Annotated in this window: 17 protein-coding genes and 1 tRNA gene; 11 read left to right on the top strand and 7 right to left on the bottom strand. The window is 33.2% G+C overall.

Annotated elements, in window-relative coordinates; translation table 11 throughout:
• Positions 1–6: 6 nt before the first annotated feature.
• Genes U5A88_RS12695 through U5A88_RS12705 form a run of 3 tightly spaced genes read right to left on the bottom strand, consistent with a single transcriptional unit; the run spans position 7 to position 1,932 of the window.
• Positions 7–621, bottom strand: a complete 615-nt coding sequence (locus U5A88_RS12695) for a LemA family protein (RefSeq protein WP_354206999.1) — start codon at positions 619–621, stop codon at positions 7–9.
• Between the two features lie 10 nt (positions 622–631).
• Positions 632–961, bottom strand: coding sequence for a MerR family transcriptional regulator (locus U5A88_RS12700; protein ID WP_354207001.1), 330 nt, complete (start codon positions 959–961; stop codon positions 632–634).
• The gene (locus U5A88_RS12705) at positions 961–1,932 is read right to left on the bottom strand and encodes a M23 family metallopeptidase (protein ID WP_354207003.1); all 972 of its coding nucleotides are present in this window, start codon (positions 1,930–1,932) and stop codon (positions 961–963) included. The genes U5A88_RS12700 and U5A88_RS12705 overlap by 1 nt, the downstream gene beginning before the upstream one ends.
• A 122-nt stretch (positions 1,933–2,054) precedes the next feature.
• Between U5A88_RS12705 and alaS the strand changes: the two genes are divergently transcribed.
• The gene (gene alaS, locus U5A88_RS12710) at positions 2,055–4,664 is read left to right on the top strand and encodes an alanine--tRNA ligase (protein WP_354207005.1); all 2,610 of its coding nucleotides are present in this window, start codon (positions 2,055–2,057) and stop codon (positions 4,662–4,664) included.
• 134 nt (positions 4,665–4,798) lie between these two features.
• The gene (locus U5A88_RS12715; RefSeq protein ID WP_354207006.1) at positions 4,799–5,737 is read left to right on the top strand and encodes a GSCFA domain-containing protein; all 939 of its coding nucleotides are present in this window, start codon (positions 4,799–4,801) and stop codon (positions 5,735–5,737) included.
• Positions 5,738–5,742: 5 nt separating this feature from the next.
• Here the strand turns inward: U5A88_RS12715 and U5A88_RS12720 are convergent, their stop codons facing one another.
• From U5A88_RS12720 to U5A88_RS12735, 4 genes are all read right to left on the bottom strand, one after another.
• Positions 5,743–6,051 (bottom strand): rhodanese-like domain-containing protein, encoded by a 309-nt coding sequence (locus tag U5A88_RS12720; RefSeq protein ID WP_354207008.1) that lies wholly within the window; start codon positions 6,049–6,051, stop codon positions 5,743–5,745.
• A gap of 72 nt (positions 6,052–6,123) precedes the next feature.
• A complete protein-coding gene (locus U5A88_RS12725; RefSeq protein WP_354207010.1) occupies positions 6,124–7,407 on the bottom strand; it encodes an amidohydrolase in 1,284 nt (427 codons plus the stop codon).
• Between the two features lie 71 nt (positions 7,408–7,478).
• On the bottom strand, positions 7,479–9,662 hold the full coding sequence (locus tag U5A88_RS12730) for a glutamine synthetase III family protein (RefSeq protein WP_354207012.1): 2,184 nt from the start codon (positions 9,660–9,662) through the stop codon (positions 7,479–7,481).
• A 128-nt stretch (positions 9,663–9,790) separates the two neighbouring features.
• The gene (locus tag U5A88_RS12735; RefSeq protein WP_354207014.1) at positions 9,791–10,735 is read right to left on the bottom strand and encodes a calcium/sodium antiporter; all 945 of its coding nucleotides are present in this window, start codon (positions 10,733–10,735) and stop codon (positions 9,791–9,793) included.
• A gap of 141 nt (positions 10,736–10,876) precedes the next feature.
• Here U5A88_RS12735 and U5A88_RS12740 point away from each other — a divergent pair, with 141 nt between their 5' ends.
• The 9 genes from U5A88_RS12740 to U5A88_RS12780 all read left to right on the top strand — a co-directional run bounded on the left by U5A88_RS12740 (position 10,877) and on the right by U5A88_RS12780 (position 20,966).
• The gene (locus U5A88_RS12740) at positions 10,877–11,239 is read left to right on the top strand and encodes a BlaI/MecI/CopY family transcriptional regulator (protein WP_354207016.1); all 363 of its coding nucleotides are present in this window, start codon (positions 10,877–10,879) and stop codon (positions 11,237–11,239) included.
• Between the two features lie 4 nt (positions 11,240–11,243).
• Complete coding sequence (locus U5A88_RS12745; RefSeq protein WP_354207018.1) at positions 11,244–12,863, top strand: M56 family metallopeptidase; 1,620 nt, start codon at positions 11,244–11,246, stop codon at positions 12,861–12,863.
• A 69-nt stretch (positions 12,864–12,932) separates the two neighbouring features.
• The gene (locus U5A88_RS12750; protein ID WP_354207020.1) at positions 12,933–13,091 is read left to right on the top strand and encodes an SsrA-binding protein; all 159 of its coding nucleotides are present in this window, start codon (positions 12,933–12,935) and stop codon (positions 13,089–13,091) included.
• Between the two features lie 31 nt (positions 13,092–13,122).
• A complete protein-coding gene (locus tag U5A88_RS12755) occupies positions 13,123–13,362 on the top strand; it encodes a putative signal transducing protein (RefSeq protein WP_354207022.1) in 240 nt (79 codons plus the stop codon).
• 63 nt (positions 13,363–13,425) lie between these two features.
• Positions 13,426–13,499, top strand: a tRNA-Arg gene (locus tag U5A88_RS12760).
• A gap of 579 nt (positions 13,500–14,078) precedes the next feature.
• Positions 14,079–17,147: a SusC/RagA family TonB-linked outer membrane protein gene (locus tag U5A88_RS12765; protein ID WP_354207024.1), complete on the top strand. Its 3,069-nt coding sequence runs from the start codon at positions 14,079–14,081 to the stop codon at positions 17,145–17,147.
• Between the two features lie 23 nt (positions 17,148–17,170).
• Positions 17,171–18,709 carry a RagB/SusD family nutrient uptake outer membrane protein gene (locus U5A88_RS12770; RefSeq protein ID WP_354207026.1) on the top strand — a complete coding sequence of 513 codons (1,539 nt, stop codon included), beginning with the start codon at positions 17,171–17,173 and terminating at the stop codon, positions 18,707–18,709.
• A gap of 186 nt (positions 18,710–18,895) precedes the next feature.
• Complete coding sequence (locus U5A88_RS12775) at positions 18,896–20,104, top strand: glycoside hydrolase family 88 protein (protein WP_354207027.1); 1,209 nt, start codon at positions 18,896–18,898, stop codon at positions 20,102–20,104.
• 10 nt (positions 20,105–20,114) lie between these two features.
• Positions 20,115–20,966, top strand: a complete 852-nt coding sequence (locus U5A88_RS12780; RefSeq protein WP_354207029.1) for an alginate lyase family protein — start codon at positions 20,115–20,117, stop codon at positions 20,964–20,966.
• The last annotated feature ends 1 nt before the right edge of the window (position 20,967 follow it).

A 20,967-nucleotide genomic window follows, 5' to 3' on the forward strand; every position in this document is an offset into this window, starting at 1 on the left:
AGTAAACTATTCTTTCTTATCACTGCCAAAATCAAAATCTACATCTGGAGCATTTTCGGAACCTGGATCAGCTTGGTAACGAGACATTTCGTCAAATCCAAATAATCCCGCTAATAATTTGCCTGGGAATTTAGTAGTATGGATATCGTAAATATTTACTTTTTCGTTAAAACGATCACGAGCAACATTTATTCTATTTTCTGTACCTTCTAATTGACTCTGCAATTCCAAAAAGTTTTGATTGGCTTTTAATTCAGGGTATCTTTCTACCACAACCATTAATTTACTCAATGCACCAGTTAAGCCGCTTTGAGCCTGTTGAAATTTGGCCATATTTTCTGGAGTTAAATCTCCAGCATTTATTGTTGTTTTGGTAGCCTCTGCTCTCGCTTGTATAACCCCTTCCAACGTTTCTTTCTCAAAATCAGCAGCACCTTGCACGGTTTTTACCAAATTCCCAATCAAGTCATTTCTACGTTGATAAGAACTCTCTACATCAGACCAAGCCGTTTTCGCGTTGGCCTCATACTCTACTGCAGTATTGTTAAATCCAACCGCCCATTGGTAAAGTGCAAATCCGATTACAGCCAGTATTATAATAGGAATCAATAATTTTTTCATGATATTCAGTTTATAGTTGATTTTTAATTTTTATGAGTTCTCCTTTTATAGATTCTAAACGAGAAATAATATCGTAATTCCCTTTTATTTCCTCTGGTTTAGATTTTAATTTTTTACGAGCACCATCTAGTGTAAAGCCTTTTTCTTTTACCAAATGATAAATCATCTGAAGATTTTTAATATCATTAGGCGTAAACATCCTATTCCCCTTTTTATTCTTTTTAGGTTTGAGTACGTCAAATTCCTTATCCCAAAATCGAATTAAAGAAGCGTTTACATTAAAAGCTTTGGCAACCTCGCCAATTTTATAATATCTTTTATCTGGTAAGTTTACATTCATTAATCAAAAGATTGTCCTTCTTGAGCAGCCATTTTTAACATTTGTTCAAACTCATCTGGTGTTAAGTTTCCGTAATAGAAATTAATCGGGTTAATGGGTTTTCCATTTTTATGCACTTCGTAGTGTAAATGTGGTCCTGAAGACCTTCCTGTATTTCCAACAAAACCAATAAGATCGCCACGTTTTACTTTCTGACCTCTCTTTACATTATATTTACTTAAATGAGCATAAATTGTTTTATAACCGTAGCCGTGATCTATTTCTATATGTTCACCAAAACCTGAAGCTCTATTATCTGCTCTATCCACAACACCATTCCCTGAAGCATAAACTGGAGTCCCTGTTGGTGCAGTAAAATCCATTCCTTTATGCATCTTCCGTGCTTTCGTAAACGGATCCGAACGCCAACCATAACCAGATGCCATACGCGTTAAGTCCTCATTTTTAACAGGTTGAATTGCTGGAATGGAGGCCAATAATTTTTCCTTATCCTCTGCCAAATCAATAATCTCATCTAAAGATTTTGATTGAATATAAAGCTGTTTTGATAGGATATCCATTTTTTTGGTAACATCAATTATCATTTCAGAATTTTCAAAACCCTCCAAAGATTCATATCTGTTCACACCACCAAAACCTGCTTTTCTTTGCTCTTCTGGTATTGGGTTTGCCTCAAAATACAAACGATAAATATCATTATCTCTATGTTGAATGCCGTCTAAAACATTTTCAATTTGTGCCATCTTTTTGTCCAACAAGCCATAACGTAATTTTAAATTTTCTAATTCACGTTTTTGAGCTTTTTCCTTAGGGGATTCAATAAACTGAAATGAAATAAACATAAAAATTAGACCAAAAGAAATTGCCCCTAAAAAAAACACTAGGAATTTTTTAAATTTATCGCGTTTTCGTAATACTACCTTTTTATAAGATAAAGTATCAGAATCGTAATAATATTTTACTTTCGCCATAGTTTAAAATATGCTATTTTTGTAGCATTAAAAGACGCTTGTTAATTTGCTTAACAAACAAAGTTACAAAATGTTTTGCAAATTAAAAGTACTTAATTTTTTTTGTTAATAATCAGTACCATATGACTTCACAAAAAATCAGACAACAGTTTTTAGATTTTTTTAAAGACAAACAGCATAAAATAGTTCCGTCAGCACCTTTAGTTTTAAAGAACGACCCTACGCTAATGTTCAATAATGCAGGTATGGTGCCTTTTAAGGAATTCTTTTTAGGAGAAAAAACTATTAAAGATAAACGTGTAGCCGATACCCAGAAATGCTTACGTGTTTCAGGTAAGCATAACGATTTAGAGGAAGTAGGTATAGATACCTACCACCACACATTATTTGAAATGTTAGGTAACTGGAGTTTTGGTGATTACTTTAAAGAAGAAGCTATTGCATGGGCTTGGGAATTACTTACCTACGTTTATAAAATTGACATAGACAAGCTATATGTTACCGTTTTTGAGGGGGATAAAGAAGACAACTTGAGTTTTGACCAAGAGGCTTACGATTTTTGGAAAAAACACATTAGTGAGGATAGAATCATAAATGGAGACAAAAAGGATAATTTTTGGGAAATGGGGGCTCAAGGTCCTTGTGGTCCATGTTCAGAAATTCATGTTGATCTAAGAACTGATGAAGAGAAAGCTAAAATACCTGGCAAAGAATTAGTAAATAAAGACCATCCACAAGTTGTAGAAATTTGGAATCTGGTTTTTATGCAATACAACCGAAAAGCTGATGGTTCATTGGTAGATTTATCCGCAAAGCATATTGATACTGGAATGGGTTTTGAGCGACTTTGTATGGCATTACAAGGTGTTACTTCTAATTACGATACCGATGTTTTTACACCAATAATTCGTGAAATTGAAACCATTACCAATAAAAGTTATGGAAAAGATGAAAAGACAGATATTGCTATTCGTGTGATTTCTGACCATGTTCGAGCCGTTGCATTTTCTATTGCTGATGGTCAATTACCTAGTAATACTGGAGCAGGATATGTAATTCGTAGAATTCTACGTCGTGCAGTGCGTTATGGTTTTACTTTTTTAGAGAAGAAAGAACCTTTCATCTACCGATTAGTAGAGGTACTTGTTAAAAAAATGGGAACAGCTTTTCCCGAATTAAAAACACAAAAACAATTGATTGAAAATGTGATTAAAGAAGAAGAAACTTCTTTTTTAAGAACACTTGATCAGGGTTTACTTTTACTTGACGGCATAGTTTCTAAAGCAAAATCTAAAGAAATATCAGGTAAAAAAGTGTTTGAATTAAAAGACACTTATGGTTTTCCAGAAGATTTGACTGACCTAATTCTACGAGAAAAAGGCTATACTTATAATTCCGATGAGTTTCAAGAAAAATTAAAAGAACAGCAAGAACGTGGTAAAAAAGCTTCCGAATTAAAATCTGATGATTGGACTATTTTAATAGAAGATGATGAGCAGGAATTTATAGGTTATGATACAATTGAGGCTAATGTTAAAATAACCAGATACAGAAAAGTTACCTCTAAAAAAGATGGTGAAATGTATCAGTTAGTTTTTAATTTAACCCCCTTTTATGCAGAAGGTGGTGGACAAGTAGGTGATAAAGGGTATTTAGAAGATATTCATGGAGATGTTATTTATATATTAGATACTAAGAAAGAGAATAATGTAATCATTCATTTTACTAAAAATTTACCAAAACACTTAAATGAAACATTTAAAGCCGTTGTAGATTCAAAACAACGTTATAGAACGGAATGCAATCATACGGCAACGCATTTGTTACATCAGGCATTAAGAGAGGTTTTAGGAGAACATGTAGAACAAAAAGGATCCGCAGTACATTCAAAATATTTACGTTTTGATTTCTCTCATTTTTCAAAAGTTACCGTAGAACAATTACGTGAAGTAGAAAACTTTGTAAATCGAAGAATTGAAGGCAAATTACCATTAGAAGAAAACAGAAATGTACCCATGGATAAAGCTATATCAGATGGTGCTATGGCTCTGTTTGGCGAAAAATATGGCGATACTGTACGCACCATACGTTTTGGACAATCGATAGAGTTATGTGGTGGCACCCATGTAAAAAACACAGGTGATATTTGGCATTTTAAAATAAAATCAGAAAGTGCTGTTGCAGCTGGAATAAGGCGTATAGAAGCTATTACCAATGATGCGGTTAAAGATTTCTATTTTGAAAACAATAGAGCTTATTACGAAATGAAAGATTTGCTTAATAACTCAAAAGAACCTGTTAAAGCACTTCAAAACCTTCAGGAAGAAAATGCTAATTTGAAAAAACAGATAGAAGACCTCTTAAAAGACAAAGCTTCTAATCTTAAAAGCGAATTAAAACAAAAAGTTGAGCAAATAAATGGTATAAACTTTATTAGTGCTGAAGTAAATTTAAATGCCAATAGTGTTAAAGATTTAGCTTTTCAGCTTGGTGGAGAAATTGACGACCTCTTTTTTATAGCGGGGTCAAATAATAGTGAAAAAGCTATTTTAACTATTTATATCTCTAAAAATATTGCCAATGACAAATTACATGCTGGCAATATTGTTAGGGAGCTTGGCAAACTGATTCAAGGTGATGGTGGTGGACAACCTTTCTTTGCAACTGCTGGTGGTAAGAATCCTGCTGGGATTAAAGACGCGTTGGAAAAGGCGAAAATGTACATCGTTTAATTGTTGATTTGTTTAAGCATTGAACTATCATTCCGACGTAGGAGGAATCTATTAAAATCATACTTCTAATTCAAGAGATTCCTCGTGCCTCGGAATGACAAATATTGTAAAGTATTCTAATCAATTCTTACTTAATGAAACTCAAAACCGAAATACCTATACAAAAACAGAGTAATCCTATTACTTATAATAGTAATATCATTCTTATTGGTTCTTGTTTTTCGGATAATATTGGTAAGCAGTTGGATTATTATAAGTTTAATACTATTGTGAATCCTAATGGTATTTTATTTAATCCTGTTTCTATTGAAAACGTGATTAAAGATGCTGTAAACAAAAAGCAATATACCGAAGACGACCTAATTACTCATGATGGATTATGGCACAGTTTTAACCATCACTCCAAGTTTTCTAGACCAACTCCTGAATTCAAAGAGCAAAACGAAAATGTAATCGAATTTTATGAAGTCTTAAAAGCTTCTACCCATATTTTTATAACATTGGGTACAGCTTGGGTATATCGATATTTAGAAACGAATACTGTTGTTGCCAATTGCCATAAAATACCTCAACAGGAATTTAAAAAAGAATTACTCTCAATAGCGGAAATAGAAAAAAGTTTGCTTTCAACTATTAAGCACGTTAAAATAGTAAACCCAACTATCTCAATAAGTTTTACTGTCAGCCCAGTACGACATTTAAAAGACGGTTTTATAGAAAACCAACAAAGCAAAGCCCATTTACTGTCTGCTATTCATAAAATAGTAAATGGTGGCGATGCTACTTATTTTCCTGCTTATGAGATTATGATGGACGACCTACGCGATTATCGCTTTTATAAGAAAGATATGATACATCCAAACGAATTAGCCATCAATTATATTTGGGATAAATTTACTAGGGCTTTTATGTTGGAAAACACATTAAAAATAATGTCAGAAGTTGACCAACTTAAAAAAGATCTAGCACATAGACCCATTCATCCAATAAGTGATAGTCACAAAAAGTTTATGGAGGCAACGGAAAAGAAATTGGAAAATTTTAGAAAAAAATATCCTAATATCGAGTTTTAGACTTTTTAAGCAATATGCTTTGCCACGTTTTGCCAAGGACCTCCGTTAATGCAATCAATATCATGTGCCTTTAAAATATTTGCGGCATTTCCACTTCTAGCACCACTTCTACAACAGGTAATAACGGGTTTGCCAAAAGCTCTTATTTCGTCAATATGATTTTGAATAGTATCTAATACAATATTTTTTGAACCTTCTACATGTCCATCGTTATATTCGGCAACAGTTCTTACATCAATAACAACTGCACCTTTTTCAAGATACTGGCTTACATTATCTGTTTTATCCGATTTGAAAATATTAAATAATCCCATAATTTTGGTCTTTAAAATTTAGGCAACAAATGTAATTAATAATTCTTTTTGTTAAGTAACAGAAGTTACGCTTTACTTTTTATTCAAATAATCTAAGGTCAGATTAACAAAGGTTTTTACGCCTAATTTCATACCACTTTCGTCGATAAAGAAATCGGGGGTATGATGGTCAGAAGCATCTTCTGGTTTTACATCTAAAGGTTTACCACCTAAGAAAAAATAAAGCCCTGGAACTTTTTTTTGAAAAAAGGAAAAATCTTCAGCACCAGTAATAGCGTTAATCAATTCGACATTTTCTTTACCAGCAGATTTTTGCAACGTTGGCAACATTTTATTTGTTAATTCAACATCATTATAGGTTATTGGATAGCCTTCAGCAATTTCAATAGTTGCTTTTGCCCCAAAAGCCTCCGCAATAGCCGGGACTCTCCTTTCCATTTCGGCATTCAGTTTTTTTTGCATGTCATAATCTAAAGTTCTAATGGTGCCAATCATTTCAACTTCTTCGGGAATGATGTTATACCGGACTCCCGCTTTTACAACTCCAACAGTAATAACTGCGGCTTCCTTAGTTAATTCGGTATCCCTACTAATTATGGTTTGCAGACCATTAATTATTTGAGCAGCAATAACAATTGGATCATTGCCCTGCCACGGACTAGAACCATGAGCTTGTTTTCCCTTAATTTTAACCACAAAACGTTGTGAAGCTGCCATTATTCCTCCAGTTTTATAATTAATTTTACCAACATCCGTCCCTGCACTTATATGCAAACCGAAAATAGCATCTACGTCGGGGTTCTTCAAGACTCCTTCTTCCACCATCATTTTTGCCCCTCCTTCTTCGCCTGGTGGTGTGCCTTCTTCTGCAGGTTGAAATATAAATTTTACTGTGCCTTTTATGTCCTTTTTCATTTTAGAGAGTACCTCGGCAGTTGCCATTAAAATAGCAATATGTGTATCATGGCCACAGGCGTGCATTACGCCCGTTTCTTTATCATTATAGGTGCTTTTTACTTTTGAAGCAAAAGGCACGGGTGTTCTTTCAGTAACTGGTAAGGCATCAATATCCGCACGTAATGCAACGGTTGGCCCAGACTTTGATCCTTTTAAAATACCTACAACGCCTGTATGTGCAATTCCTGTTTGCACTTCAAGACCCAAGCTCTTTAAATGTTCTGCAATTTTTTCAGCAGTTTTAAACTCTCTGTTTGACAATTCAGGATTTTGATGAAAATGTCTCCTCCACTCTATCATCTGTGGTTCAATATCATCAATAAGTTTTACTATTTTTTGGTTTTGGGCAATTAGTCCAAAAGTTGATAATGCGAGGAATAAGGTAATTAGTTTGTTCATCTTGATTTAATTTTCATTAAAGATATAAAAAATCCCGCTCAAGGCGGGATTTAGTTTTATTATAAGAAATCTTAACGCGTAAAAAGCATTTCTCTGTATTTAGTTAAAGTCCAAAGTTCATCATCTATCATTATTTCTAATTTATCACAATGGTATCTTATTTTATCAAAATAAGGTTTTACTTTATTACAATAAGCATTTGCAGCCTTTTGCCCTTCTAATTTATTTGCCTTTTTACGCTCTTCAATCATTGCTGTAATATTTGAATTTATTTCAGCAATATGCAAAGAAATTTCTTTAATCAATTCAATTTGCTCACCAGCCACTTTTTTGTAGTCGTGCTCAAAAATTTCTTTAAGCCCTTGTACATTCTCTATTAATGTGTTTTGATATTGTACAGCTGTTGGAATAACATGATTTCTAGCAATATCACCCAAAACTCTACCTTCAATTTGAATACGCATAGTATATTCTTCTAACTCTATTTCATGTCTAGCTTCTATTTCAATTTTACTCATTACCTCCATTTCGTCATATAAATCAACCGTTTTTTTAGAAATTTGAGCTTTTAAAGCTTCTGGAGTGGTTTTATTATTGCTCAATCCTCTTTTCTTAGCTTCTTTTTCCCATTCCTCACCATAACCGTTTCCTTCAAACAATATCCTTTTGGAAGCTTTAATATACTCTCTTAGCACATTAAATATAGCTTCATCTTTTTTCAAGTCTTTCTTTTTGATCAAAGCGTCAACTTCTACTTTAAAATCCTTTAGTTGTTTGGCTACTATTGTATTTAAAACCGTCATTGGTATAGCACAGTTCGCAGTAGAACCTACGGCTCTGAACTCAAACTTATTTCCCGTAAAGGCAAATGGCGAAGTTCTGTTTCTATCTGTATTATCCAATAATACATCAGGAATCTTACCAACTACATTCAGTTTTAAATCCGTTTTCTCTTGTGGAGAAAGCTTACCATTGGTTACACTTTCCAACTCCTTTAAAACTTTTGTTAGTTGCTCACCAATAAATACCGAAATAATAGCTGGTGGTGCCTCATTTGCACCTAATCTGTGATCATTACTTGCAGAAGCAATAGTAGCTCTTAACAACTCTTCATTATCGCAAACTGCTTTTATGGTATTCACAAAGAAGGTCAAAAACTGTAGATTGCTCATCGGCGTTTTTCCAGGAGCCAATAAGTTTACACCTGTATCGGTAGAAAGTGACCAGTTATTATGTTTACCCGAACCATTTACACCTGCAAATGGCTTTTCATGAAATAGCACTTTAAAATGGTGACGTGAAGCAACCTTGCCCATTACGTCCATGAGCAATGAATTATGGTCAACTGCTAAATTAGACTCTTCATAAATAGGTGCCAATTCAAATTGATTGGGAGCTACTTCATTATGACGTGTTTTTACGGGAATACCTAATAACATACATTCAGTTTCCAAATCACGCATAAAGTTGAGGGCTCTTGTAGGTATAGATCCAAAATAATGATCATCTAATTGTTGTCCCTTAGCAGGAGAATGACCCAATAAAGTTCGTCCTGTTAAAATAATGTCTGGTCTTGAAATTGCTAATGATTTGTCAATTAAAAAATATTCTTGTTCCCATCCTAAAGAAGAGGTAACCTTTTTTACATTTCTATCAAAATACTTACAAACTGCCGTAGCGGATTTATCAACGGCCTGCAATGCTCTAAGTAATGGAGTTTTATTATCTAAGGCCTCACCCGTATAGGCCACAAATATTGTAGGAATAGATAAAGTCGTACCGTATATAAATGCAGGAGAAGTTGGGTCCCAAGCAGTATATCCTCTTGCCTCAAAAGTATTTCTAATTCCGCCATTAGGGAAACTGGAAGCGTCTGGTTCTTGTTGTACCAACTCAGATCCTCCAAACTTTTCAATAGCCATGCCATTACCAACTGTTTCAAAAAAGGCATCATGCTTTTCAGCTGTACCTCCGGTTAACGGCTGAAACCAATGCGTATAATGCGTTACACCTTTAGATAAAGCCCAGTCTTTCATTGAAGCAGCTACTTGATCTGCAATTTTCCTATCAATTTTTGTACCGTGCTCTATAGCACTCTTAACACCTTTGTAAGCTTCTTTGGTTAAATACTGACGCATTGTATTTTCGTTAAACACATTTTGTCCGAATAACTCAGAACGCTTTATGCTCTCATCAACCTCAACTGGTTTTCTATTTAAAGCTTCTTTTAAAGCATTGAATCTAATTTCTGCCATTTTTTACAATTATTTTGATTTTTAAGTAGCAAAAATAAAAAAAATATTGTTTTAAAGGGTTGTGCCCCCTAAAAAAATAGGGGTAAAACTTTATTTTTAATTAAAATTCAAAATACACCCTCAAATATTTAAGATACCTTAAAGGAAAGGTATATAAAAATGATATATGCTAATAATAGTATTAACCCTTTGTAACGGGATATTTCTAACTTTTTTGGCAAGAAAACTAATGGTAGAAGCACTATCGCTATCGCTAACATCCAAAAAATATCATTTGAAAGTATTTTTGGTTCTGTTACAGGAATTGGTTTAACTATAGATGTAATACCTAATACCGAACCAATATTGAATATATTAGATCCAATCAAATTACCCAAAGATATTGCTTTCTCTTTTTTAACTACTGCAATAACCGATGCAGCCAACTCAGGGACACTAGTCCCAATTGCAATTACAGTAACACCAATTACTCCTTCGCTAACACCAATTGATGCTGCAATAGCTTTGGCTCCTTCAACTAACCATACACTACCAAAATAAAGTGAAGCTGATCCAATAACTAACCATCCAAATATTTTCAAGTTAGAAACCGTAGCCAAACTTTCGTCTACTTCTTCAATAACGGTATCTTTCTTAGCACCTCTGATTAATATGATTAAAAATAGAATAAGTCCGCCAAATAATATGACACCTTCAACAAGTGTAAGTATACTATCATTTTGAAGAAAATAATACAGCAACAAGGAAAAAAATACCATTACTGGCCAATTTAGCCTATAAAAAGACTTATCGACCCCAATAGCTCCTATTGAAGCTGTAACTCCTAATACCAAAGCAATGTTTGCAATATTAGATCCGACAACATTATTAATTGCAATAGCAGGAGAACCTGTTAGAGCAGCTTGCAAGCTAACCAATAATTCTGGTGCTGAGGTAGCAAAGGATACTACCGTCATACCAATTACCATTTTAGAAAGGTTCAGTTTAAAAGAAAGACCAACTGAAGATCTAACTAAAAATTCACCTCCAACTACCAATAATATAAATCCAGCTATTAAATAAAAAATGCTCATATTTTTCAATTTGTCGCAAATATACCACTAGATTTCATAATTAACCATTAACCGCAAAACGTGTTAAAAATTTATTAAATAACTATTTTTATAGTTACAAAACTAAATTAATAGTTTACATTTGCCTAAATTATAAGGTAAATGGAAAAACTTACTACTAAAGAAGAGGAACTTATGCAGGTTCTATGGAAGCTTGAAAAAGCTTTTGTTAAAGAGGTAATAGCCGAAATACCTGAGCCTAAACCACACTACAATACCGTTTCTACCGTAATACGTAAAATGGAAGATAAAGGTTTTATAGATCATGAGGCTTTTGGTAATACACATAGGTATTATCCAAAAATTTCAAAAGAAGAATACAGAAAGCGTTATTTTTCTAATGCTATTGATAATTATTTTGAAAATTCATATAAAAGCGTCGTTTCATTTTTTGCTAAAGAAGAAAAGATAAGTGCAGATGAATTAAGAGAGATTATCAGCATAATCGAAGCTAAAAACAACTAAGACGATGGAATATTTTTTAAAGGCCAACGGATTGGTTATTTTACTGTGGTTGTTTTATAGTCTAGTTTTAAAAAACGAAACTTTTTTTAAAGCGATACGTGGTTATTTTTTGTTAGGGTTAGTAATTATTATTGCAATACCTTTAATTGAAATTCCTGTTTATGTAGAAAAAGCTGTATCAAATTTTAATGGGTATGTTGTAGAGGGTATGCAAACTACGAATACATATGTAGCACAAAAGTTTGATTGGTTTAACCTTTTAATGATTTTATATTTTGCTGGTATCGTTTTTTTTAGTTTTAAATTTATTCTTCAGTTATTTTCTCTGGGAAAATTATTGACAAGTCATAAAATAACCAGACAGGGAAGGTATAAATTGGTAGAAACCGATAAGGAAATCTCTCCTTTTTCATTTTTAAATTTTATAGTTTACAACAAAAGTAATTTTACCGTAGAAGAAATTAGCCATGTGCTTAATCATGAAAAAACCCATGTAAATCAATGGCATTCTATAGACACTCTGCTTACCAATATATTTCAAATTGTTTTTTGGTTTAATCCGTTTGCTTGGTTATATAAAAAAGCTGTACAACAAAATTTAGAATTTTTAACGGATAATCATGTGTTCAACATATCAAAATCACAACAATCCTATCAAAAATTATTAGTAAAAACAAGCACGCCTAATTATCAAATGGCATTGGCCAATAACTTTTATAATTCATTCTTAAAAAAACGAATACTCATGTTACATTCAGAAAAATCAAATAGAAAATCGCAGTTGAAATTTGCACTAGTACTTCCCTTACTTATAGCTTTTATTTTCGCATTTAACACAAAAACAATTGCCCAAGAGAAAGAAAAAGAACACAAGACCATTGTCAAAAAAGTTGAAATTCATGCAATGATTTTAACCAAAACAACTCATTCGGATGATTTAGACAAGATCAGTAAATCTTTTGCAGAAAAAGGGCTTAAAGTTGAATTTAAAGGAATTAAAAGAAACAAAGACAACGAAATAACGTCCATTAAAATTGATGCCAAGGCCAATAACGGGAAAACTTCAGCCTCATATTCAGCTGATGAAAACGAAGGTATTAACCCAATTAAAATAGAATATGATAGTGAAAACAATAGCTTAAGTATAGGATCGTCTAATTCCAACTATTCTCGTGGTTATGCTTTTTCCAAAGAAGGAAAAAAGAAAATAATAAAACAAAAAGGCAAGGGTAAAAGTTATGTATTTATCTCCGATGACGGGGATAGCGAGGAAAATAAATCTACCAAAATTTGGGTAACCAAAGATGGAGATACAGTAAAAATTCAATCCAAAAAAATAATTATTGAAAATGAAGAAGACGAAGATGGAGAGCATGAAGATGCATATGAAGTTATAATTGATCAGGGTGACGAAGAATCTTGGGGCAAATTAAAAATACAAGCCTCGGGTAAAGATGAACCTATATACATTTTGAATGGCGAAGAAATAACAAAAAAAGAAATAGACAAACTTAGTCCTAATAAAATTAAAAGTATGAATATTATAAAAGGTAAAAAAGCCGAAGAAAAATATGGAGACAAGGGGAAAAATGGAGTTATTGAAATTACCTTAAAAAAAGAATAATATAAGATATTTAACTCAATTTGTTTAGCTCTCTGTTTTACAGGGAGCTTTTTTGTTTAATTTTGTATTGTGAAGAAAAAGTTTTTCAAAATATTGGCTAGACTAAACAAATGGTTGCTACCTAGTTTATCAAAAAATGATTTTGATATGGATAAAGCCACCAAGGCACAATTGACTTTAATTGGTTGGCGGTATTATGTTACTAAAAACAGTTTAGATTCAGATTAAACTTTTGTATCTTTACTCAAAACCATCTCTTATGGACGATAATTCAAAACATATAAAATTCTTTACAGGTTCGTTAATTCAAATTCAACGTTTACAATTAGATTTAGACGACCAACAAATACCTTCTTTGGTAAAAAATAATTTTGAATCAGGCTTACGATCAGGTTTTTATGGAGGTTCTCCATCTCAAGTACAATTGTTTATCTATCAAGAAGACCTAGAAAAAGCAAAGCCTATTCTTGAAAATTTCAAAACGGATTTAGGACTTTAAATTTGTTGTCCATATTCTTTTATTAACTTAAAAAAAGAAATATATTTGCCTCCCATTAAAAATGGCCTCGTAGCATAACTGAATAATGCACTTGATTACGGCTCAAGAGATTACAGGTTTGAATCCTGTCGAGGTCACATAGAGCACAAAGTCCATTCCTCTTTTGGAATGGATTTTTAGTTTTATGTAATGTCAAAAGCAAAAGCTTTTGAAAGTGCAATAGAATTAAAAAACAATCGCTTTTGCGATTGGACTTTGTATTATAAAGATAGGAGTTTATTCAGGATTATAAAATAATCCTATCGAGATCACTTCACTTACAAAATCACCCTCCTTATATTATTATCAACTAAAAAGAAGACGGTCAGGTAAATATGCTAAGTTTCTTTACACATGATTTCTTATTCTGAAAAGCCATCTACATTTTGTTCAATTAATTAGCTTGTTATTTTTTATTACAAATACATTTTATAAAACAAATATTTTTTAATTCTTCTTTATTAAGTCAATTCTAAACTTCTTTAAAAAGTAAAAAAACTGCTTTGGATGTTTAGTTGTATCCTTTTGAATTTTTAATGCTTCTAAGCATATTAAATTTGTCTTTAAAATAAATATAATATTATTTTTTTTAACTAAAAAATTATAATATATTTGGCGAACCAGTTTGGTTCACCAGTTTGGTTCACCAATTAAATACTAACTTAAGTTAAATAATTATGACGAAAAACAAAGTGAAATTAGTCAGGGCTTACTTTTTGATATTTCTGCTCTTTGCGGCAACAATTGTAAATGCTCAAGAAAGCATCACTGTTACTGGTACAGTAACAGATGCTAAAGATCAGACACCCATTCCAGGTGCAACTGTGTTAATTGTGAACACTACTAAAGGTGTAACAACAGATTTCGATGGGGTTTATGAAATTGAAGCAAATAAAGGAGATGTGCTTCAATTTTCATTTATTGGGTATGTTACTCAAAACGTTACCGTTTCAGATCAAACAACTATTAATGTGGTGTTAGTGGAAGATGCCGCAGAATTGGATGAAGTTGTCGTAGTTGGTTATGGTGCTCGTAGGAAAAGTGATGTAACAGGTTCAGTTTCTTCTGTAAAATCGGATGAATTAACTGCTTTTCCAGTATTAGATGCTGAACAAGCACTTCAAGGACGTGCCGCTGGTGTAGTCGTACAATCTAATAATGGTGGTGAGCCTGGTGCTCCTATTAGCATTTCTATTAGAGGTAATACCTCTATTAATGCAAGTAGTTCCCCGCTTATTGTTGTAGATGGTTTTGTAGGTGCTGCTATGCCCCAAGCAGGGGATATTGAATCCTTACAGGTTTTAAAAGATGCCTCTGCAACCGCTATTTATGGTTCTAGAGGATCTAACGGTGTTATTTTGGTAACTACTAAAAAAGGTAGAAGTGGCAAATTAAATGTTGAATTAAATTCTACATATGCTGTTCAAAATACTGCAAATAGTTTAGATTTATTGAATGCAAGTGATTTTGTAGATTACCAAAACCAGATAAGAGCAAATCAAGGCAACACTACTCCTTTTCCTCAAGGATCAGCGGATATAGATTGGCAAGACGAGATTTATAGATCAGGTAGTACTCAAAATCATCAACTATCTTTTTCAGGAGGTTCTGAAAAAGTAAACTATTATGCTTCTGGTACTTATTTTCAACAAGATGGTATTCTTGTTAATTCTAGTTATGAAAGAGTAAATTTCTTATCAAATTTAGATGCACAAGTAACCGATAAATTAAAACTGGGGCTTAATTTAACTGGTGCGTTAAGTAAGAAAAATGGCGTTGCCACGCAATCAACAGGTGCAAACGGTGTTGGTGCTGGTGGTGATGATGTTGTGGCTTTAGCAATGCGATTTCCTTCTGACCAAGGCATTTTTAATGATGATGGATCCTTTTCAATAAACGATAGAATAGGGGATCAAGTTGATAATCCATGGGCTGTTGCCACTCAAAGGGATGATGACACAGAAACGGAAAGATTCAGAGCAAACTTTTATGCAAATTATGAAATTATAGAAGGCCTTACTTTTAAAACAACCTTTGGTTTAAGTAGTCGTAACGATTTTAGAGGACTTTATTTGCCTCGTACTTTGCAAGTTTCTGCTGGAGGTGTTGGCGGAAGAGCTATTATAACGGAAGATAAAACTAGAGGCATCTTGAGTGAAAATTACTTAACGTATACTAAAGAAATAGGGAAAGGAGATTTAACTTTATTGGCTGGTTATTCGTATCAAAAAACAACTAGAAAAGGGTTTTATAGCGAAGGTACTGGAACTATTTCAGATTCTTTTTCTTACTACGGTTTATGGACTGCTACAACTTTAATAAACGGTCAGTCTGGTGATATTTATACAAACGATACAGAAATCCAATCTCAATTTGGTAGGGTAAATTTTGATTGGGACGATAAATATTTATTTACTGCTACAGTAAGACGAGACGGAGCTTCTAACTTTGCTGAAAATGAAAAATATGCTATTTTTCCTTCAGCAGCTATAGGTTGGAAAATCTCTAATGAAAGCTTTTTACAAGACAGTGAAACCATTTCTAATTTAAAACTAAGAGCTAGTTATGGTGTTACTGGTAACCCATCAATTGGTGCTTACGAATCTTTAGCAAGCTTGGCGAGTATTTATGCCTCTAACAATGGTATAACGGTACCAGCCGTTACACCAAACCAACCTTCTAACCCAGATTTAAAATGGGAATCGTCTTACCAAACAAACATTGGTTTAGATTTAGGGTTGTACAATAATAGAGTATCTCTTTCTTTAGATTACTATAATATCGATACTAAAGATTTAATTATGATTGATAGAGGTCTACCGTGGTATTTAGGTTTCTACAATGATGAAATATTAAAGAATGTTGGAGAGATTAACAATAAAGGGTTTGAAGTTTCTCTAAATACTAGAAATATTTCTAACGACAATTTTAGTTGGACTACAGATTTAGTTTTCGCTAAAAACAAAAATACGGTCGAAACCTTAATAAACGGTGATGATTATTTTCAAAATGGTGCTCCAAGTTATTTTAGTGTTAGCAACAATGCTATCTTAAGAGAAGGTGAAGAAGTAGGGTTATTTTATGGATTTGATTATGCAGGTGTTTATCAAGGTGGTGCTTTACCAACTGGCACTGCTACCATAGCGGGTGGTGTAGCTGGTGACCCGTTATTTTTAGATATAGATAATAGTGGTGATATCACTAATGATGATAGACAAATTATTGGTAATCCAAACCCTGATTTCACATGGGGTATTACAAATAGCTTTAGCTATAAAAACTTTGATGCAAACATCTTTTTTCAAGGTTCTCAAGGTGGCGAAATTTTTAACATGACAAATGTGCAGTTAGCAAATGGTGATGCTAATACTACTTACGATTATTTTAATAATGCGTGGACACCAACAAACACAGACACAGATCAACCTCGTGTAGGAAATAATAGCTTTAGAGAAATTTCTTCACGTTTTGTCGAAGATGGAAGTTATATTAGATTAAAAAATATAGCTTTAGGTTATAACTTTGCTCCTGAAGTGGTTGAAAAGTTTGGTATGGAAAAATTGAGACTGTCAGTAAGTGCACAAAACCTATTTACAATTACAGATTACTCTGGTTTAGATCCTGAAGTTAATTACTATGGCTCTGCTGGAAATAACAACACAGCGAGTAATACTGTTAGAGGTTTTGATTTTGGAAATTACCCAACGGTTAAATCGGTAAGTTTCAGCCTTAATTTAACATTTTAAGAAATATTATAAAAACATATAAAATGAAAAAAACAAAATATATATTTTTATTGATACTAGGATTATCAATAATAGGATGTTCCGACTTAGAAGAAGAGCCTGTAGGGTTATTGTCTCCAGAAGGATTCTTCTCAACTCCAGAAGATATACAATTAGCTGTAAATGCTTCTTTTACGCATGCGATTAATGAAGAGGTTTGGGGAAGAAAACTATCTGTAGCACTAATGTTACGTTCTGATATGGTAAATCTTAATTCTACTCAAACAAGAAGGGTAGAGATGAATATGCATACTATTACAGGAGATAATGAAATGGTATTTGATCCTTGGACAAGAATTTATCTAGGAATTGCTGCTGCCAATAACGCTATTGCAGGAGCTGAACAAGTAGATGCAGATGAGGATGCTAAAAACCCAGTGATTGCACAAGCATATTTTGCAAGAGCATTTTATTATTTTCATTTGGTAAGACTATTTGGTGATGTTCCTTATTTAGATTCTCCTGTTTCTGATATAGATGCCGCTACTAATTTAAGTAATACTCCAGAAGCTGAAGTATACGAAAGAATTATTTCAGATTTGGAATATGCTGAGCAGTGGTTGCCGAATACAGTATCTACAAGAGCAACACCTTCCAAAGCAGCTGCAAAGTCATATTTAGCATTAGTATATTTAACGAGGGCGGGTAACAACTCGGGAAGTCCTGATTTTCAAATGGCTTATGATAAAGCCAAAGAGGTAATCACCAATAAAGGTACTTATGGAGTAGATTTAGATCCTGATTTTCAGACTTTATTTAATGCAAATAAAATTGACGGTTCACCAGAACCAATCTTTGTATTAGATTATAATAATAATGAAGCTCCTGATAATGCTTATGACCAAATAGCTCCTATGACGGGCATAAGAGGTGATAATGATGGTGGAAATGGAGGTTGGTCGGTTGCAACTCCTACTATGGCTGTATACGATTCTTTTGATCCAGACGATTATAGAACACGTGTTAGTTTCCAAACAGAAGCTTTAATTAATGATACTACTGTAGATTATACAAATTTTCAGAGTAGTGGACACGAGCATGCTGTTAACGCACCATACATAGCTAAATATATACGCTTTCCTGGAGAATATGCCAGAGGAAATAAAAGAGCAACAAGTCATAATTACTCTATGATACGCTATGCAGAAGTATTGTTAATTGCTGCAGAAGCAGGTGTAGAAATAGGTGCTGTGGACGCTTTAGATCTTTTAAATGAAGTAAGAGGAAGAGCGAGAAATGGTGGTGAATCTACAAACGGAGGATATGTAGCAGAAACTATTGCACCAAGTGCAGTTCCTGCGGACCTTACTTCAATAACTGTTGCTGATGTACTAGAAGAGCGTAGAATGGAATTTGCTTTTGAATGTAAAAGATGGTATGACATTAAGAGAAGACAGTTAGGTGACCAAGTCTTTAGTGCTACTGGTTACGAAGGAGAAAAACCGGACTGGAATTCTTCTGTAGATTACGATACACCAATACCACAAGATGAGATAGATAGAAATCCTAATCTTGCTAACTAAGTCTTAATAAATTTAGTTACCTAAGGTATTAGGATAAGAAAATATTATTTGAGTTAGTTGAATTAAAAGGCGTATATACTTGTAAAGAGTTATACGCCTTTTTTTATTGACTAAAATTTACTTACATTTAAATGAAAATATAAAAGAATCAAATATCCGCTTCAAAAATTTTAATTCTAGAACTATATGGGCAATAATCGGAAAAATCAAAATGTTTCAATAACAATACAATTATTACTCTGCATTACCTTATTTTTCACTTCTTGTAAAAATTCTACCAAAGAGAATAATGCGAATGAATCGATTGATATAGATTCACTCTTAGCAACAAGGTATCAAAAGATATTAGACTACCCTGTTAAAAAAGATGGTTTCCCTAGGAGCATGGATGCAAAAACTGGAGAAGTAAGAGAAGTACCTTCCAAAGATTGGTGCAGCGGATTTTTTCCAGGCAGTTTATGGCAATTGTATAAACTGACTGATAATGATGTCTATAAAGAAAAAGCTACTAAATGGACTACCAATATGGAAGACCAAAAATTCAATGGTGGTACCCATGATATGGGTTTTAAAATGTATTGCAGTTTTGGTGAAGGTTATGAAGTAACAAATAATGAAAGCTATAAAGATATTTTAATTACTAGTGCAAATACACTGCTTACCCGTTTCAACAAAAATGTGGGTTCATTGCGGTCATGGGATTTTAATCAGGATATTTGGGAATTTCCCGTAATTATTGATAATATGATGAATTTGGAATTGCTATTTGAAGCAACAAAAATATCGAGAGATAGTATCTATCATAAACTTGCAATAACGCATGCTAATACAACGTTAAAAAATCAATTTAGGGCAGATAATAGTGCCAACCATGTAGTTGTTTATGATACTATTAACGGCAGTGTTAAAATGAAAGTTACCCATCAGGGAATAAACGATGAATCCTCCTGGGCTAGAGGGCAAAGTTGGGCTATCTATGGATATACAATGGCGTATAGATATACTAAAAATCCTGCATACCTTGCACAAGCAGAAGCTACTGCAAAGTTTTTTATGGAACACCCTAATTTGCCTGAAGATGGTATTCCTTATTGGGATTTTAATCATCCTGATATTCCAAACGTACCCAGAGATGTTTCCGCAGCGACAATTATAACTTCTGCTTTATTTGAAATGCATAATTATACAAAAAACACAACCTATCTCGATTTTGCCAATAAGGTATTAAACACTTTGCTATCGACTAATTACCTCTTAGCTAAAGATATTGATGCACCTTTCATTCTAGATCACAGTACTGGAAATGGCCCTAAGGATGATGAAATGGATGGTCCAATTTCGTATGCCGATTATTATTTCCTTGAAGCTCTTTTGAGAAAAAAAGATCTTAAGTAAATGTATACTTATGAAATACTCATATATCAAACTTATTCTTATATCATTTATAAGCTTATTTTTTATAAATAGCTGCAATGACCAATTATCAAATTTTGACCTTGTTACCATTGAAAAAGAAAGGGTCTTAGAATTAGCAGATACTTATTTCAATGTAAAACCCATAACCGTTGCAAATTTTGCTTGTGAGAGAAGTGCAGGAAGCATTAACGATTTTTATTCGGAGGGCGATTATTGGTGGCCAGATCCAGGCAATCCCAATGGACCCTATATTAGAAAAGACGGCTTAACTAATCCTGAAAATTTTACTGAACATCGAAAAGCAATGATCCGGTTGAGTCAAATTTCGGGTTCTTTAGCTTCTGCCTATGTTATTACAAAAGACGAGAAATATGTAAATCAATTAATTCCTCACTTAAAAGCTTGGTTTATTGACGAGGCCACTAAAATGAATCCTAATTTATTGTTTGGACAAGCAATTATGGGTAAAGTTACTGGTCGAGGTATAGGTATAATTGACACTATTCATTTAATGGAGGTGGCCTTAGCCATAAAAGCAATTCAAGACTCAGCAGCTATTTCAAAAGAAAATAGTGCTCAATTAAAATCTTGGTTTAGCGAATATTTGATATGGCTTACCACCCACGAATTCGGTATAAAAGAAAAAAATAATGGTAACAACCATAGCGTTTGCTGGGCTACACAAGTGGCTGTTTTTGCTGATGTGACAGATAATGATGAAATTTTAGAAGAATGTAGAACATTTTATAAAAACAACCTCTTGCCTAATCAAATGGATAAAAAAGGTGCATTTCCATTGGAATTAGCTCGTACAAAACCTTATTGGGTATTCTTTATTTAAT

Source organism: Aureibaculum sp. 2308TA14-22 (genome assembly GCF_040538665.1).
Taxonomy (GTDB): domain Bacteria; phylum Bacteroidota; class Bacteroidia; order Flavobacteriales; family Flavobacteriaceae; genus Aureibaculum.

Excerpts from the sequence above, each read along its gene's own strand:
- U5A88_RS12695 (WP_354206999.1), bottom strand. The coding sequence starts at position 621 with ATGAAAAAATTATTGATTCCTATTATAATACTGGCTGTAATCGGATTT.
- U5A88_RS12700 (WP_354207001.1), bottom strand. The coding sequence starts at position 961 with ATGAATGTAAACTTACCAGATAAAAGATATTATAAAATTGGCGAGGTT.
- U5A88_RS12705 (WP_354207003.1), bottom strand. The coding sequence starts at position 1,932 with ATGGCGAAAGTAAAATATTATTACGATTCTGATACTTTATCTTATAAA.
- alaS (WP_354207005.1), top strand. The coding sequence starts at position 2,055 with ATGACTTCACAAAAAATCAGACAACAGTTTTTAGATTTTTTTAAAGAC.
- U5A88_RS12715 (WP_354207006.1), top strand. The coding sequence starts at position 4,799 with ATGAAACTCAAAACCGAAATACCTATACAAAAACAGAGTAATCCTATT.
- U5A88_RS12720 (WP_354207008.1), bottom strand. The coding sequence starts at position 6,051 with ATGGGATTATTTAATATTTTCAAATCGGATAAAACAGATAATGTAAGC.
- U5A88_RS12725 (WP_354207010.1), bottom strand. The coding sequence starts at position 7,407 with ATGAACAAACTAATTACCTTATTCCTCGCATTATCAACTTTTGGACTA.
- U5A88_RS12730 (WP_354207012.1), bottom strand. The coding sequence starts at position 9,662 with ATGGCAGAAATTAGATTCAATGCTTTAAAAGAAGCTTTAAATAGAAAA.
- U5A88_RS12735 (WP_354207014.1), bottom strand. The coding sequence starts at position 10,735 with ATGAGCATTTTTTATTTAATAGCTGGATTTATATTATTGGTAGTTGGA.
- U5A88_RS12740 (WP_354207016.1), top strand. The coding sequence starts at position 10,877 with ATGGAAAAACTTACTACTAAAGAAGAGGAACTTATGCAGGTTCTATGG.
- U5A88_RS12745 (WP_354207018.1), top strand. The coding sequence starts at position 11,244 with ATGGAATATTTTTTAAAGGCCAACGGATTGGTTATTTTACTGTGGTTG.
- U5A88_RS12755 (WP_354207022.1), top strand. The coding sequence starts at position 13,123 with ATGGACGATAATTCAAAACATATAAAATTCTTTACAGGTTCGTTAATT.
- U5A88_RS12765 (WP_354207024.1), top strand. The coding sequence starts at position 14,079 with ATGACGAAAAACAAAGTGAAATTAGTCAGGGCTTACTTTTTGATATTT.
- U5A88_RS12770 (WP_354207026.1), top strand. The coding sequence starts at position 17,171 with ATGAAAAAAACAAAATATATATTTTTATTGATACTAGGATTATCAATA.
- U5A88_RS12775 (WP_354207027.1), top strand. The coding sequence starts at position 18,896 with ATGGGCAATAATCGGAAAAATCAAAATGTTTCAATAACAATACAATTA.
- U5A88_RS12780 (WP_354207029.1), top strand. The coding sequence starts at position 20,115 with ATGAAATACTCATATATCAAACTTATTCTTATATCATTTATAAGCTTA.